Origin of the sequence: Rhodoluna sp. (assembly GCF_036721215.1) — a bacterium.
Lineage (GTDB): Bacteria > Actinomycetota > Actinomycetes > Actinomycetales > Microbacteriaceae > Rhodoluna.
Map to the genome: position 1 here is coordinate 362,421 of NZ_DAIMLM010000002.1, position 15,634 is coordinate 378,054.

The following is a 15,634-nucleotide window of genomic DNA, read 5'->3' on the forward strand; positions in this document are numbered from 1 at the left end:
AATCAAGCCAATCGAGTTGGCTCTATTGACGCTGCCGAAGCGAAGTTCATACATCTCTATAAGTGCAGGAGAGCTCAATGGCTGACCTTCTGGGTCAACTGGTAGCTGGCCGGTATTTGATCAAGGCCTTTGTGGCCTCTGGAGGCATGGCGAGTGTTTATCGAGCCGAAGACCAAATCTTGGAGCGTGAGGTTGCGCTCAAGGTTATTCACCCACACCTAGCAACCGATAGATCCTTTGTCGAAAAGTTTCGTCGGGAAGCAAAAATGGCCGCTTCGCTATCTCACCCCAACTTGGTAAACGTATTTGACCAGGGAACTGACAACGACATCACGTTCTTAGTGATGGAATTTGTACCTGGCATCAACCTACGAGATGCCCTTAATGACTTTGGCGCGCTATCGCCTGACAGGGTCTTGGAAATTCTGGAGCCCCTGACTGCAGGTTTGGCTGCAGCTCATACCGCCGGAGTTTTACACCGAGACCTAAAACCCGAAAACGTATTCTTATCGGACAACGGAACAGTCAAACTCGGTGACTTTGGTTTAGCTAGGGAAATCTCTTCCCATACGCAAACAGGATCGATTGTTGGAACCGCCGCCTACCTATCCCCCGAGCTGGTGCTCCGCGGTCAAGCTGACGCTCGAAGTGATATCTACTCGCTTGGGGTTATGGCTTTTGAAATGCTTACCGGTAAACAGCCCTACTCAGGTGATCAAGCCGTTCAGATCGCCTACCAACATGCAAATAGCAACATTCCGGCGCCATCTAGTTTGAACCCGAAAGTTCCTGAACTGCTAGATGAAATAGTGCTCTGGGCCACTGCTAGAAATTCGAATGACCGCCCCGCTAGCGCCAAGGAATTACTTCCTGTTATTTCTCGAGCCAAATCAGACATCAAGCGCGGTCTGACTACAACCTTCGAAGACTTTGGAGTTATTAGAAACAACACCGAAGTGTTTGTTGCTCCGGCCGGTGCGACCGAAGTTATTGGTGAATATCAGATAGATCAGCCTTCGCAAATAAATGATGGCTTCGTAAAGCTCAAAAAAGCTAACAGACGCAGCGGGCGTTGGGTAGTGATACTAACCTTGCTGGCAATTTTTGCTTCTAGTGGAGCGGGCTGGTGGTTTGCCAGCGGTCCAGGTGGTCTAGCAATTGTCCCCGAGCTCGAAGGTAGGTCATTAGAAGTTGCCGTTTCTGCCCTTGAGCCAATGGGTCTCACAGTTATTGAGCAAGAAGAGCACGACGCCCAAGTTCCCGTTGGCCTAGTCATAAGAACGGAGCCAACCGCTGGCACCAGAGTTTTCAAGCAGTCCGAGGTGACTGTGTTCATCTCCCTTGGGCCAAAGCAAGTGCTAGTTCCAGAATCCTTAGGTCTAGACCTAGAACAAGCTACCGAGTTGCTGGAGTCAACTGGGCTCATAGTTGGAAATGTTTCTTCGTTTTTTGGCCTCGCAGAGGCAGGTCAAGTTCTAGAATTTTCGAAACCGACTGGGACTTCGCTAGATGAAGGCAGTGTGGTGGATTTACGCGTTTCGCTTGGGCCGTTGCCGGATGTTATCGCGGAGGATTTCTCGCAGGCTACTCAGACCCTGGAAGCACTGGGGCTTACCGTGACTTCCCTAGAGGTGTTCAATGATGATGTTCCAGCAGGGCGGGTTGTTTCCATAACCGCGTCATCTGATCCACTCCCTGAATCAGGATCTGTGACCCTAAACGTTTCTAAGGGTCCGGAGTTTATGACTTTGCCAAATGTTGTTGGAGAGACGGTAGCTGCCGCCAAGAATGCACTTGAATCGCTCGGGTTTACTGTGTTGGTAGACACCGATCAACTCAGTAGTCGATTTGGGGTTGTGAAGGTCACCAGGCAAAACCCTGCAGCATCTACAAGGGTTCGTGTTGGAACCCAAGTAACTATCTATACGCGCTAGCGCTTCGAGAGCTTTTCTGAAACCAAGAAGGCTAGCTCGAGTGACTGCATGTGATTAAGTCTTGGATCGCAAAGCGATTCATAGTGCTGCTCCAAAGTAGCCTCATCAATTTTCTCAGATCCGCCCAAACACTCGGCAACATCGTCACCGGTTAGCTCAATGTGTAAACCGCCAGGGAATGAGCCAAGCGATTTGTGAACATCAAAGAATCCGGAAACTTCATCCATAACATCGTCAAAGTGACGAGACTTGTAACCATTTTTGGTTGTGATGCCATTGCCGTGCATCGGATCGGTTACCCAAAGCGGCTTAGCATCGCTTGCCAAAACGGCCTCAATAAGAGGTGGCAGTTTCTCTCTGATTTGAGATGCACCCATTCGGGTTATAAAGGTAAGCCTGCCAGGCTCACGATTTGGGTCAAGCTTTTCGATTAGGTCCAAGACATCCTTTGGTTTCGTGGCAGGACCAAGTTTTACGCCAATTGGGTTTCTAAGTCTTGCCATGAAGTCAATGTGAGCTCCATCAAGCTGCCTGGTTCTCTCGCCCACCCAAAGAAAATGTCCGCTGGTTCCGTAAGGGTTACCGGTACGAGAATCAATTCTGGTCAGCGGGCGTTCGTAGTCGAACAACAAAGCCTCGTGTGAAACGTAGAACTCGGTGCTCTTGAGAGCGTCAAAGTCAGCGCCGCATGCAGCCATGAACCTAATCGCGCGGTCAATTTCTCCCGCTAGTTGTTCGTAACGAGAGTTAGCTGGGTTATCAGTGAAGCCCTTGTTCCACTCGTGAACCGAACGAAGATCTGCAAAACCACCAGTAGTGAAGGCGCGAATCAAATTCAGCGTTGAGGCCGAGGTGTGATACGCGCGCACCATCCTGGCTGGATCAGTAGCTCTGGATTCGGGTGTGAAATCGTAGCCATTTACCGCATCGCCTCGGTATGCAGGTAGGGTTACATCCCCTCGAGTTTCGGTGTCCGAAGAACGAGGCTTTGCAAACTGGCCGGACATGCGACCCATCTTCACAACCGGCAGTGATGCTCCATACATCAAAACAACAGCCATCTGCAAAATTGTCTTGACTCGGTTACGAATACGATCGGCTGTGGCGTCAGCAAAGGTCTCAGCGCAGTCACCGCCTTGCAACAAAAATGCTTTTCCTTCAGCAGCTGCAGCGAGCCTGATCCTAAGTGTATCTACTTCTCCGGCAAAAACCAACGGAGGAACAGCTGATAGTTCCTGTCGAGCAGCAGCTAGACGAGCCTGGTCAGTCCAGACCGGTTGCTGAGCGGCAACAAGATTCTGGTAATTGTCGAGCCCGCTCAAAACCTTCGGGTCAGCTTGTATGTTTGGCTCCATGATTTATTCTAAGTGGCGAGCGCTGCTCGCTTTTCCTTCACTGTCGAAGCGTACTGATCCGCGTATTCTTGACCGCTTATTCGCATCAGCTCGTACATAATTTCATCGGTAACCGCGCGCAAGACAATTCGGTCACCTTCCATTCCATCAAATCTAGAAAAATCCAAAGGTTTTCCGTAAACAATCCCCACCCGGCGAACCCGTGGAAACCTGGTTCCAATTGGCTGCACTTTTTCGGTGTCAATCATTGCAACGGGAATCACGGGAACTTTTGCCTCTAGCGCCATGCGGGCGATTCCTGTTCGTCCACGGTAGAGCTTGCCATCAGGTGATCTGGTTCCTTCTGGGTAGATACCAAGAAGCTGGCCTTGCTCCAAAACACCCAGTCCGGTATTCAAAGCGGCCTCCGAGGCCTTGCCGCCAGATCTATCAATTGGCAGCTGTCCCGTGGACTTGAAAAATAGCTTCACAAAAAATCCCTTGATGCCCTTGCCTGTGAAGTATTCGCTCTTGGCAAGGAAAACTACCGGTCTTGGGCACTGGAGTGGCAAGAATATGGAGTCCGAGAAAGAAAGATGATTGCTGGCCAGAATTGCAGCTCCTGAGGTTGGCACATTCTCAACCCCGCGAGTCCATGGTCTAAAAATAAAGCGCAGCAGAGGACCTAGAACGAACGTCTTCAGAATGAAATACGTCATGGCTACCTCCCTATCCTGGGCTAAATCTCAAGTTTAGTGTTCGAGCCTAGCTAACGCTATGGCGGGCTAAGTCGGCAGCTCCGATAAGGCCTGCCTGGTTCAAAAACTTTGCTTTCATGATCTTCAGCTCCGGCCGATAACCCTTAGCTGGAATCAATCGCTCAAAAGAAGACCTAATCGGATCAAGTAATCGATCCCCCACCGCGCTAACGCCACCTCCGATAACTACAAGTTCAGGATCCAGCAACGGCACATAAATAGACGCGATAGCTGTCCCAAGGTTTTGACCGAGCTCAACAATTAGCTCATTGGCAGCACTATCGTCTTCGGAAATGGCCTGGTAGAGCTGCTCACCGGATAGCTCACCTGTTGCAAGCATCAATTCATTTAGCCTTGCTGCCTTTGAGTCACTCGATTGGGCAAGCTCACGTGCCGCTTTGAGTAGAGCCGTACCAGAGCAATATGACTCAACACAGCCACTTTGCCCACAACCACACTGCTTGCCTCCTGGATGCAACACCGCGTGGCCAAGTTCTCCCCCGATACCGAAACCACCTTTTAGCAAGATGCCGTCCGAGATAATCGCCCCGCCAACGCCAGTGCCAATTGTGAGCATGATCATGGATTTTGAACCTTCACCTGCACCAAAGCGAAACTCTGCCCACCCAGCAGCGTTTGCATCGTTTTCAAGGAACACGGGAAGCTTGGTTTTGGCCTCTATTCGCTTTTTCAGCGGTTCATTGCGCCAGGCGGCAATATTTGGCGAGTGATACATAATCTCTCGATCGGCGCTCATAAATCCCGCGGCAGCCACCCCGACAGCAACTACTTGCGCACCTTCAGCGAGTGTTGAAATCAGCGAGCCAATGGCCTCGATCATCTGGTCTGAATCATCAATTGGGCTGGGAACCTTGAGCTCACTCAAGATGTTGCCGGAGTCATCAACAAGGGCGCCGGCCATTTTGGTGCCACCGATGTCGATACCTATTGCGTGCATTAGAAGAGCCTGCCTAGAAAGTCCAAATTTGACCAAAAAAGGAGTTTACCTGCCGAATTGAGATTTCGGCAGGGGTAGTTTTGCTCAAAACAGGGATGGATGGGTCTATAGTTATCAAAAATTGCGTGAATTAGGAGACAAAAATGAGATCCTACGAACTGCCTTCCTTGGTCGAAACCGCTGCAAGCGAGAACATAACTGACCTGCTTAGAAACAGAGTCCGAAAGACTCCGAACATCCCGCTGTTCGCAATCGAAAAAACCCCTGGAGTTTGGACCGATGTTAGCGCCAAGGACTTTCTTGAACAGGTAGAGGATCTCGCCAAGGGCTTTATTGCAGCTGGCATAAATCCTGGCGACGCCGTTGCCATTATGAGTCGAACTCGTTATGAGTGGGCACTAGTTGACTACGCTCTTTGGTTTGCCGGTGCGGTAAGCGTTCCGATTTATGAAACAAGTGCTCCAGCTCAAATTGAGTGGGTGCTGTCGGACTCTAACTCGGTTGCGCTATTTGTTGAGACTTCAGAGCACCTCAGCAGATTCGAGAGAATCAAAGCATCGGTTCCTTCAGTAAAACAGGTATGGAAATTTGACGATGACCCGCTGGTAAAACTTGTCGCTATGGGCAAAGAAGTTTCAGCCGAACAACTGGAGAAAGCTCGCAGCTCACAAAACCTTGATTCGCTAGCGACAATAATCTACACCTCCGGCACAACCGGTAAGCCAAAGGGTTGTGAGCTACTGCACCGCGGTTTTGTGGACCTTTCCAAAAACGCCATGTTGGAGCTTCCAGAAGTTGTCCAAGAAGGCAAAGCTACAGTTTTGTTCCTCCCTCTGGCCCACGTTTACGCAAGGTTCATTTCGATTCTTTGCGTGCACGCTGGTATCAAGGTCGGACACCAGCCAGATACCACCACGGTGGCCGCATCCATGCAGTCGTTCCACCCAGACTTCTTATTGGCTGTTCCTAGAGTCTTTGAAAAGGTTTATAACTCAGCGGAGCAAAAGGCAGAAGCTGGCGGCAAGGGCAAGATTTTCCGCAAGGCAGTTCAAGTTGCAATCGACTATTCAAGAGCACAAGACACCAAAGGTGGCCCGTCGCTTCTTTTGAAGCTTGAGCACAAGGTCTTTGACGCGCTGGTTTACAAGAAACTGCGAGCTGCAATGGGTGGTCAGGTTAAGTACGCAGTATCTGGTGGCGCACCACTAGGCGAAAGATTGGGACACTTCTTCCGCTCAATAGGGCTGGTTGTTCTGGAAGGTTACGGTCTCACCGAAACCAGTGCACCAGCCATGATCGGAAGACCCTCTGATGCCAAGATTGGCAAGGTGGGAAGGGTGCTTCCCGGTTGTGCTGTAAAGATTGCCGATGATGGCGAGATTCTTTTGAAAGGCTCGAATGTCTTGCGCGGCTATTGGAAGAATCCAGAAGCCACCAAAGCCGCAATCCAGGATGGTTGGTTTAGAACCGGAGACATCGGCGAACTAGATGAAGAAGGTTTCATATCCATCACTGGTCGCAAGAAAGAGCTAATTGTCACTGCTGGTGGTAAAAACGTTGCCCCTACCGCCTTGGAGGATCCGCTTCGAGCCAGCCCAATTATTGGTCAGGCCGTTGTCATCGGTGACCAGAGGCCTTTTGTTGCAGCTCTACTCTCATTAGATCCAGAGATGATGCCGGTGTGGCTTGCAAATAACGGTCAGCCTTCAGATCTCACCCTTTCTGAAGCGGCCACTAACCCGAGGGTATTACAGGAGCTTCAGAAGGCAGTTGATGAAGTCAATGCAACTGTTTCCAACGCCGAAGCTATCAAGAAGTTTGAGGTAATCGACAGTGAGCTTTCGGAGAAGTCTGGGCACCTCACCCCCTCGATGAAAATCAAACGAGAAGCGGTGGCAAGAGATTTCTCACCCCTAATTGACAAGATCTACGGCGGAGCACCGACTACCTCGGACGCTATTAATCTTCCGAGCTAGTTGGCCATAAACCAGCTGGTTTCGCGAAGCGCTGCCATGCTGATTTTTCTAGCTTCAGGGTCTAAGCGATCTAAATACACCTTGCCGTCTAGGTGGTCTATTTCGTGCTGCAAAACTTGAGCCAATAACCCTTCGGCTTCAATGTTTACTTGATCACCCTCGAGAGTTGTTCCAGAAACTTTTACCTTTGGGTACCTTGGGGTTTTTGACCAGATCTCCGGAAGTGAAAGGCAACCCTCGTCAACTAGTTCTGGTTCACCAAAAGTTTCAACAAGAACTGGATTGATCAGGTGCCCAATAACCCCATCGACCTTATAGCTGAACGCTCGAAGGTTCACACCGATTTGTGGAGCGGCAACTCCTGCGCGACCCGGTAGGTCGGTTGCCCGCTCTAAATCAAGAATCAGGTTTCGAATGGAATCGGTTATCTCAGGTATTGGATCCGACGCAGTTCTAAGAACTGGGTCCCCAAATAACCGAATCTGTCTATCGGCCATAAATTAGAGCGGGGAAAGAATGGAGCCAACAACCTCGGCAGCTAGTTCTCTAGCCGCTTCACGAGTTTGTTTGTTTAGCTCATTGAACTTGATAACTGATCCAGCAGCAAGAGCTGAGTCATATGGAATACGAATTACTGAGCGAACCCTAGTTTTGAAGTGCTGTTCGATCTCGTCTAGCTTTACCAAAAGTGTCGCTTGGGTTGCGGTGTTTAGTGCAACAACAGAGTTTCTAACCAGTTCACCAAATCCGTTCGCTTCTAGCCAGGTTAGAGTCTCCGAAGCCAGTCTTGCTTCGTCAACAGAACCACCGGAGACAATAACCAAGGTACTGGCTCGTTGCAGGGTGGGTCTCATAACCGAGTGAACAATTCCTGTACCGCAGTCAGTAATTACTACCGAATAGTAACGAGCTGCCATGTCGGCAACCACGTTGTAATCACCCTCGTTGAAAGCTTCTGAAAGCATTGGGTCAGCATCTGAAGCCAAAACATCAAGACGTGTCTCATCTCTTGAAACCATGTTGGAAAACTCGGCGAAGCCATCTATTGAAGCAGCTCTATTGACGACGTCTCGAACAGTGAATCTAGTTGACTTGCTAACACGCTCGGCTAAGGTTCCACGGTCTGGATTGGCATCAATTGCAATGACTCGGTCTTCCCTGATCTGAGCTAGTGCCATACCAAGAAGTGTGCTGATGGTGGTTTTACCAACACCCCCTTTTCTAGTGAGAACTGGAATGTACTTTGTTCCACCCTCGAGCAATGCGCCAATTCTGGCATCCATGGCTTTGCGTGCTTTGACTTTGGGCGAATCACCTAAATTAATTAGTTTCAGACTGATAAAGAAAACAAAGCGGCGCCAACCAGATTCGGGAGCCGCACGAAACTTTGCTGATGCGTCAATCAGCCTATCCGCCGTGAGCATCGCGGCTGGCTCTGGTTCGTCAAAAGTCTCGCCACGAAGACTGTCTCTTCGTGAGTATCCAGTTCTTGCTTGGTCCTGCTCTTCGGTGACAATAGGCTCAAGCTCTTGCGCGCTGGTGTCTGGAATCACCTCGATGGAAGATGTGGCTGGTGAGATGTCAACTTCGTTTGAAACCACAGAAAGTTGAGAACTACCCTCAGAACCAAAATCCGCTGGGTCAACATTTGGAGAGTTTTCTCCAAGACCTGCTCCGTCTTCCCCGAATCCAGAACCTTTTTTCTTTGACAAGAACTATCTCCTAAGTGACCGAATCAAAATCAACTATGTAATTCTAAGGCAGTTGCCTAAGGTGCGCGAATTAGCCCTCTATTTCAAGGATTAGATCGCCCGCGTCAACAGACTGGGTGCTGGAAATGGCAAGCCGCTTGACGGTTCCGGCCATGCTGGCTGTAATTGTGGCTTCCATTTTCATGGCCTCAATGCTTGCAACCGGCTGACCCAATTCAACTTTTGCCCCGGCCACTGTTTTTAGGGTGACAACACCCTGAAATGGTGCAGCAACGTGGCCAAGTTTAGAAACATCTGCTTTTTCAGAGCTCACCACATCGCTAACAATCTTTCGATCCCGCACGTTTATTGGACGTAGCTGACCGTTGAGCGTTGCCATAACTGTTCTAAAGCCCTTAGCGTCAGGTGTTCCAATCGCTTCCAGGCCAATAAACAATGTGAGGCCTTTGGAAAGTTCAATAACGTGTTCTTTTCCTTGCTCAAGACCATAAAAGAAGTCGATGGTGTCTACTTGATCCAGGATTCCGTAGTTCTCTCGCATCTTCTTGAACTCCCGGTATGGGTCCGGAAACAATAATCTGTTTAGCGTTGCACGTCGATCAGAACTGCTGCCCGCCAGCAAAGCCAGATCCTCAGCAGAAACCTCGGTTAGCGATAGATCGACAGTTTTGCCCTTGAGTACCTTGCTTCGGAAAGGTTCTGGCCAGCCACCAGGTAGGTCACCCAATGCTCCAGCCATAAAACCGACAACTGAGTCTGGGATGTCATAATTCTGCGGATTATTTGCAAAATCCTCTGGGTCAGCACCCACTGCGACGAGGTGCAGGGCAAGGTCGCCGACAACCTTCGACGAAGGTGTCACCTTCGGTGGCCTTCCTAATATCTTGTTGGCGGCCGCATACATGTCCTCAATCTGTTCGAACTGGTCCCCGAGTCCTAAAGCAATTGCCTGCTGACGCAGGTTCGAGAGCTGTCCACCTGGAATCTCGTGATCATAGATCCGACCGGTAGGTGCCGGTAAACCTGATTCAAAGGGTGCATACACTCGCCTGACGGCTTCGAAATACGGCTCAAGCTGGGTGAATGCAGACAGTGGAATCTGGCAATCGCGGTCCGTGTTCGAAAGCGCTGCAACCAAAGACGAAGCCGATGGCTGTGAGGTGGTTCCACTCATCGGAGCGCTTGCAACATCCACAGCGTCAACACCGGCTTCAATTGCTGCCAATAGTGTCGCTAGTTGACCGCCCGCGGTGTCGTGGGTGTGTAGGTGAACGGGTAAATCAAATTTCTCACGCAGGGTGGCAACGAGCAACCTGGCAGCTTCAGGACGCAACAGACCTGCCATGTCCTTGATTGCAATAATGTGAGCACCAGCGCTAACAATCTTCTGAGCAAGCTTCAAATAGTAATCAAGTGTGTATAGATCTTCTTTAGGGTCAAGTAGGTTTCCGGTGTAGCAGATTCCAACTTCCGCAATCGCGGTCTTGGTTGCAAGTACCGCTTCAATAGCAGGACGCATCTGCTCCACATCGTTTAGCGCATCAAAGATCCGGAATATATCCACACCCGACTCAGCAGCTTCTTTCACAAACGCATCTGTAACAGTTTCTGGGTATGGTGTGTAGCCAACGGTGTTTCGACCACGAAGCAGCATCTGAAGGCAAATGTTTGGGATTGCCTCACGCAGAGCGGCTAATCTTTCCCAAGGGTCTTCGGCCAAGAATCTAAGTGCCACATCATATGTTGCTCCTCCCCAAGCTTCAACAGAAAGAAGCTGTGGGGTTAGACGCGCCAGATGCGGTGCCACCTGAACCAGGTCTCTGGTTCGCACTCTCGTTGCAAGAAGCGATTGATGCGCGTCTCTGAAAGTTGTGTCGGTAATTGCAACGTGTTTTTGGCCTCGGAGTTCCTTTGCAAACGCTACCGGACCAAGAGCCAAAAGTCTTTGCCTTGATCCAGCTGGGGCTGGAACCGTTAGGTCGACAGTGGGAAGTTTGATGGCAGGGTTCACGTAGTTCAGCCTTGGGCCGTTTGGTTGGTTCACGGTAGTTTCTGCTAACCACTGCAACAGCTTTGTTCCACGATCTTTTGAAGGTCTAGTGAGCATAAGCTCAGGTCGCTCTTCTATGAAGGCGGTACTCAAGTTTCCAGTTGCAAAGGTTTCATCTTCTAAAACGCCTTGAAGGAAAGAAATGTTAGTTGCGACTCCGCGAATTCTGAATTCGGCGAGCCCTCTTCTGGCTCTTGCAACAGCTGCCTCAAAGGTTAGACCTCTTGCGACCAGCTTCACGAGCAAAGAATCAAAGTGTGGTGAAACTTCTGAACCGGCTGTGACCGTTCCCCCATCGAGTCGAATTCCTGCTCCTCCGGGAGAGCGATAGGTAGTTATCTTTCCGGTGTCGGGCCTGAAGTTAGCTGAAGGATCTTCGGTTGTGATTCGGCACTGAATCGCAAAGCCTCGCATCGAAATAGTTTCTTGTGAAAGGCCTATGTCCTGAAGGCTCTGGCCCGAAGCAATACGCATCTGAGACTGCACTAGGTCGATGTCAGTGATTTCCTCGGTTACGGTGTGCTCCACCTGAATCCTTGGATTCATCTCAATAAACACGTGCTTGCCCGCGTTTGGGCCTACAGTTTCGACCAGGAACTCAACCGTTCCGGCGTTTTGGTAGCCAAGCTCCTTGGCGAAGTTGACGGCATCTTTGTATAGCTGCTTACGGAGAGTCTCATCGATGTTTGGGGCTGGAGCAATCTCAACCACCTTCTGATTACGGCGCTGAATTGAGCAATCGCGCTCAAAGAGATGAACAACATTGCCTTCGCTATCGGCCAAGATCTGAACCTCGATGTGACGAGGTCTAAGAACGGCTTGCTCAAGAAAGACCCTGGCATCGCCAAATGCGCTTTGCGCCTCCCTTGAGGCCTGATCGATTGCCTCGGCAAGATCCTTGGCATCTGCGACGCGGCGCATGCCGCGTCCGCCACCACCAGCTACCGCTTTAACGTAAAGCGGAAAGCCAATCTTTTCTGCCGCTTTGATTAGCTGCTTTGGATCTTCGGAAGACCCAGAGGATTGCAAAACTGGAACGCCGGCTTTGGTCGCTGCGGCAATTGCGTTTACCTTGTTGCCAGCTAGCTCTAAAACCTCTGAGCTTGGACCGATAAATGAAATGCCGTTTTCACGAGCAGCTTTTGCCAGGTCAGGATTCTCGGACAAAAAACCATAGCCCGGGTAAATGGCGTCGGCTCCGCAGGCTTTTGCAACTCGAATGATTTCGGCAACGTTCAGGTAAGCACTTACCGGGTGACCCTTTTCACCAATTTGATATGCCTCGTCAGCTTTTTGACGGTGTGTGGAGTTCCGATCTTCATATGGAAAAACGGCCACTGTCTTGGCACCAAGCTCATAGGCAGCTCGAAAGGCGCGAACAGCGATTTCGCCTCGATTTGCGACCAAAATCTTGCTAAACATGGGCCCTTACTGATGGTTAGAAACAGTTCGTTTCGCGTAAATACATTAACTCAATAAAAAGGTAGCCTATTTGGGTGCATGTACTAAGCGTGAGTTCCCTAAAGGGCGGTGTCGGAAAGACAACCGTTGCCCTAGGGCTTGCCTCAGCATCACTTTCTAGAGGCCTTCGCACCCTCGTGGTCGATCTAGACCCTCAGTCTGATGCGACCACTGCTCTTGGGGCCACGAGAGAGCTCAAGTTGTCTTGCGCAGAGGTTCTAAAGCTTCCAAAGCACGCCAACGTGGTTCGGGCCATCGTGGCTAGTGACTGGGAGTCTCCTTCTGCGGGAACAATGGATCTTCTCCCGGGAAGTCCCAAGGTAGTGGAGTTCGATAGCCCGACTCCGACCAAGAGGGATCTTTGGAGGCTCGAGGAGGCCTTGAGTCGGGTGGAGACTGATTACGATCTTGTGATCGTTGACACTCCTCCGTCATTGAATGGACTTACCCAACTCGCTTGGACGGCAAGCGACAGGGTTTTGATTGTGGCAGAGCCTTCTATTTTCTCTGTGCTTGCTGCCGACCGGGCAATGCGAGCGATTACAGAAATCAGCAAGCAAACAGCCGGCCGCTTGAAACCCCTTGGTGTTCTAATCAATCGCTACATTCCAGCATCTAAGGAACATCAGTTCCGGCTAGCGGAACTTGAGCAGCTGTTTGGATCAGATTTATTCTCAGTTGCAATTGAGGAACACTCCGCAGTTCAGCAAGCCCAAGGTGCAGCCAGACCTATTCACAGTTGGCCAGGTGAAGTAGCAGGCAATACCGCTAAGTCTTTCGAGTTAGTTCTAGATCAGATGTTCCAGTCGCACAGCGCAGACACCAGCAAGAGATCTTCAAAGCGGAGCTCCAAGATTCTAAAGGGTGCGAAGATTCGACGCGGAGCTATTCAGACAGTGCTTGATTTGGTAGACGAGCCCTAAACGGCTTTTCTGCTGGCTCTTCTGGAAGCTAGCTCGTCCATGTCATCTAGGTGCAAACTCTGAATGTTAACAAGCGATGCCTCAACCTCACGAAGCACTCTTCCAACAGCAATTCCAAATACACCCTGACCACGGCCAAGTAGGTCAATAACCTCATCTTGTGAGGTGCAAAGGTAAACCCTGGCTCCATCGCTCATCAAGGTGATGCGGGCTAGGTCATTCATACCCTCTGAACGCAATTGTTCAACTGCAATTCGAATCTGCTGCAGCGATACTCCAGTGTCAAGAAGCCTCTTGACCAGTTTTAGAACCAAAATGTCTCGGAATGCGTAAAGTCTTTGGGAACCAGAACCGGTTGCGGAGCGAACCGAAGGCTGAACTAGTGCGGTTCTGTCCCAGTAGTCCAACTGGCGGTAGCTAATCCCGCTCGCGGAAGCTGCCGCGGTTCCGCGGTAGCCAACTTTTGGGTCCTGCGAGATCATGCCGTCGGTAAATAACATGTCGTTATCGAAACCGTCGTTTTGAGACATCGCCTAACCTTTCTGTACTGGTTGAATGTTTCAATTCTCCCGCTTTAGTGCCAGCTAGGCCAGTTAATCGGTAAGGGCGGCGTGTCGAGCGCCAAATTAAGGGGTTTTTACTTGTCGATCTTAGAGATGACGGACTTGATTAGCTCGGAACGGATGGTTGCGAACTGGTTCTCAATTTCCTGGGCGTAGTGGGTAGCTCGGGACTTGCTAGCTGCTTCGTTCTTCGAAAGTACCGGTGCGACAACACCCTCGATGATTCCAATCTCGCGATCAGCCGAAGCCTTTAATCCTCTCAAATGCCTGGGTGAAATACCGAAGCGCTGCAGGTGAACAATCGCGCGGGCAATCTCAAGATCTGAACTTTCAAAAGGTTCTTTATTGATCAGCATTAGAGTCTGTGCGTCTTGCAATAAGCCCGCACTGATTCCAGTCTCGCTCATAAGAGCAACCTTGGTGAGTTTAATTGGATTTTTCGGCTGAAGTTTTGCAACCGATGCTTGAACCTGAGGAAGGTTTGGGGTCTTGCCTGAATCAAGCTGCTCTAGGTAGTCGCGAATAACTCTCAGTGGAAGATACTGATCTCTTTGCAGCTCAAGAATGACTCTGGTGCGCTGAACATCTTGTTCGGAGAACTTACGGTAACCAGCAGGTGTGCGCTGCGGTTCAATCAGACCCTGCTCTTCAAGAAATCTTAACTTGGAAGGAGAAAGGTCTGGAAATTCGCGATTCAAAATTGCAAGCACCTGACCGATGGTGAGCAATCTTCCAGAGGAAGATATTGGCCTCACATTGGATTGGGCTTGAGCCATTAGATGTTTCCTGCTGCTTTCGATGGGTAGAACGTGAAGCGGAACTTGCCGATTTGAATTTCAGCACCTTCTTCTAAAAGGGCGCTTTCAATTCGAACCCCATCGTAGTAGATGCCGTTTAGCGATGCCAAATCCTGAACTTGGAAGGAATTGCCATGACGACGGAACTCTGCGTGGCGTCTCGAGACCGTGACATCGTCCAAGAAGATTGCTGATTCTGGGTGTCGGCCCACGGTTGTCACGTCTGCATCGAGCAGGAATCTTGCTCCAGAATTTGGGCCCTGGCGAACTACTAGAAGGGCGTTTCCTCGAGGAAGAGCATCAACGGCTGCCTTGTGCTCCGGATCTAGATCGGGGCTATCGTCGCTGAGCCACTCGGAATTGAACCGAAGGGTCTTCTCGACCTCATCGCGGTTTTCGTCGCCCATTTCACCCTCCCCCTTTGTTATCCAATAGATTACTGCTATTTCCACGCTCCTGACGCCACAGCAAAATCAGGTGCCAAAGGTATACAAATCCAGACCACCAGTAAAGCGCCACCCCCCAAAGAGCAAATGCCCAGGCCAAAGGAAGCAGTATGAACTGTGCCTCAACAAAGATCTTCCCCATCAATAAAAGCGGGAACGAATACAGCAAAGCAAAAGTGCTTGCCTTACCCAGGTAGTGAACCGGAAGAGTTGCGTATCCAAGAGACACCAGAGCTGGCAGTGAGATCAGCATGAGTAGATCCCTACCGATAACAAGCGCTGCAAGCCACCAAGGAATGTGTCCCGTGATTGACAGCGCCAGTAATGTTGCAAAGATGTATAGCCGATCGGCTACCGGGTCTAGAACCTTACCCAGCTTGGTCATTTGGTTTAGCTTTCGAGCCAGATAGCCATCCAAGAAGTCAGTAATACCCGCAACCATCAGAACAAAAATCGCTGACAGAAACATCTCATTCAGTAGCAGCCACAAAAATACCGGAACAAGTGCTATTCGCAGAAAGCTAAGCAGGTTCGGAATGTTCACTACCTCACCCTTGAGGAAGCTGGATTTCCTAGCTGTCGGCATAGCTTGATTGTATTAGATTGACTAACTTGCGAAAGTTCGAGTATTTGCTGGTCGGGCTAGCGGGATTTGAACCCACGACCCCTTGACCCCCAGTCAAGTGCGCTACCAAGCTGCGCTATAGCCCGTCTAAGCAAAA

The 15,634-nt window shown here is 50.3% G+C and carries 13 protein-coding genes and 1 tRNA gene; 3 read left to right on the forward strand and 11 right to left on the reverse strand.

Going from position 1 to position 15,634, the window contains the following annotated elements:
• Nucleotides 1-77: 77 nt before the first annotated feature.
• Complete coding sequence (gene pknB, locus AC9UCN_RS05070; protein ID WP_509524466.1) at nt 78-1,934, forward strand: Stk1 family PASTA domain-containing Ser/Thr kinase; 1,857 nt, start codon at nt 78-80, stop codon at nt 1,932-1,934.
• Here the strand turns inward: pknB and AC9UCN_RS05075 are convergent.
• From AC9UCN_RS05075 to AC9UCN_RS05085, 3 genes are read right to left on the reverse strand one after another with little or no spacing between them, the layout of a single operon-like run.
• Nucleotides 1,931-3,289 (reverse strand): class II 3-deoxy-7-phosphoheptulonate synthase, encoded by a 1,359-nt coding sequence (locus tag AC9UCN_RS05075; RefSeq protein ID WP_509524468.1) that lies wholly within the window; start codon nt 3,287-3,289, stop codon nt 1,931-1,933. The genes pknB and AC9UCN_RS05075 overlap by 4 nt on opposite strands.
• An 8-nt stretch (nt 3,290-3,297) precedes the next feature.
• Entirely contained in the window at nt 3,298-3,987 is a 690-nt protein-coding gene (locus tag AC9UCN_RS05080) for a lysophospholipid acyltransferase family protein (protein WP_509524470.1), read from the reverse strand.
• A gap of 46 nt (nt 3,988-4,033) precedes the next feature.
• On the reverse strand, nt 4,034-4,984 hold the full coding sequence (locus AC9UCN_RS05085; protein WP_509524472.1) for an ROK family protein: 951 nt from the start codon (nt 4,982-4,984) through the stop codon (nt 4,034-4,036).
• 143 nt (nt 4,985-5,127) lie between these two features.
• Between AC9UCN_RS05085 and AC9UCN_RS05090 the strand changes: the two genes are divergently transcribed.
• Nucleotides 5,128-6,960, forward strand: a complete 1,833-nt coding sequence (locus AC9UCN_RS05090; RefSeq protein ID WP_509524475.1) for an AMP-dependent synthetase/ligase — start codon at nt 5,128-5,130, stop codon at nt 6,958-6,960.
• On the opposite strand, the gene def is transcribed toward AC9UCN_RS05090, so the two are convergent.
• From def to AC9UCN_RS05105, 3 genes are all read right to left on the reverse strand, one after another.
• Nucleotides 6,957-7,457 (reverse strand): peptide deformylase, encoded by a 501-nt coding sequence (def, locus tag AC9UCN_RS05095; RefSeq protein ID WP_509524478.1) that lies wholly within the window; start codon nt 7,455-7,457, stop codon nt 6,957-6,959. The genes AC9UCN_RS05090 and def overlap by 4 nt on opposite strands.
• Nucleotides 7,458-7,460: 3 nt before the next feature.
• Nucleotides 7,461-8,672, reverse strand: coding sequence for a MinD/ParA family ATP-binding protein (locus tag AC9UCN_RS05100; RefSeq protein WP_509524481.1), 1,212 nt, complete (start codon nt 8,670-8,672; stop codon nt 7,461-7,463).
• 70 nt (nt 8,673-8,742) lie between these two features.
• Complete coding sequence (locus AC9UCN_RS05105; RefSeq protein ID WP_509524484.1) at nt 8,743-12,144, reverse strand: pyruvate carboxylase; 3,402 nt, start codon at nt 12,142-12,144, stop codon at nt 8,743-8,745.
• Nucleotides 12,145-12,233: 89 nt separating this feature from the next.
• Here AC9UCN_RS05105 and AC9UCN_RS05110 point away from each other — a divergent pair, with 89 nt between their 5' ends.
• Nucleotides 12,234-13,106 carry a ParA family protein gene (locus tag AC9UCN_RS05110; protein WP_509524486.1) on the forward strand — a complete coding sequence of 291 codons (873 nt, stop codon included), beginning with the start codon at nt 12,234-12,236 and terminating at the stop codon, nt 13,104-13,106.
• Here AC9UCN_RS05110 and AC9UCN_RS05115 read toward each other — a convergent pair.
• The 5 genes from AC9UCN_RS05115 to AC9UCN_RS05135 form a co-directional block, all read right to left on the reverse strand.
• Nucleotides 13,103-13,636 carry a MerR family transcriptional regulator gene (locus AC9UCN_RS05115; RefSeq protein ID WP_509524489.1) on the reverse strand — a complete coding sequence of 178 codons (534 nt, stop codon included), beginning with the start codon at nt 13,634-13,636 and terminating at the stop codon, nt 13,103-13,105. The two genes, AC9UCN_RS05110 and AC9UCN_RS05115, sit on opposite strands and share 4 nt — an antisense overlap.
• A gap of 107 nt (nt 13,637-13,743) precedes the next feature.
• Nucleotides 13,744-14,445 carry a transcriptional regulator FtsR gene (gene ftsR, locus AC9UCN_RS05120; RefSeq protein WP_509524492.1) on the reverse strand — a complete coding sequence of 234 codons (702 nt, stop codon included), beginning with the start codon at nt 14,443-14,445 and terminating at the stop codon, nt 13,744-13,746.
• Nucleotides 14,445-14,873, reverse strand: a complete 429-nt coding sequence (locus tag AC9UCN_RS05125) for an FHA domain-containing protein (protein WP_509524495.1) — start codon at nt 14,871-14,873, stop codon at nt 14,445-14,447. The genes ftsR and AC9UCN_RS05125 overlap by 1 nt, the downstream gene beginning before the upstream one ends.
• A gap of 1 nt (nt 14,874) precedes the next feature.
• Nucleotides 14,875-15,456, reverse strand: a complete 582-nt coding sequence (locus AC9UCN_RS05130) for a CDP-alcohol phosphatidyltransferase family protein (RefSeq protein ID WP_509524498.1) — start codon at nt 15,454-15,456, stop codon at nt 14,875-14,877.
• Between the two features lie 90 nt (nt 15,457-15,546).
• A tRNA-Pro gene (locus AC9UCN_RS05135) sits at nt 15,547-15,623 on the reverse strand.
• Nucleotides 15,624-15,634: the final 11 nt, after the last annotated feature.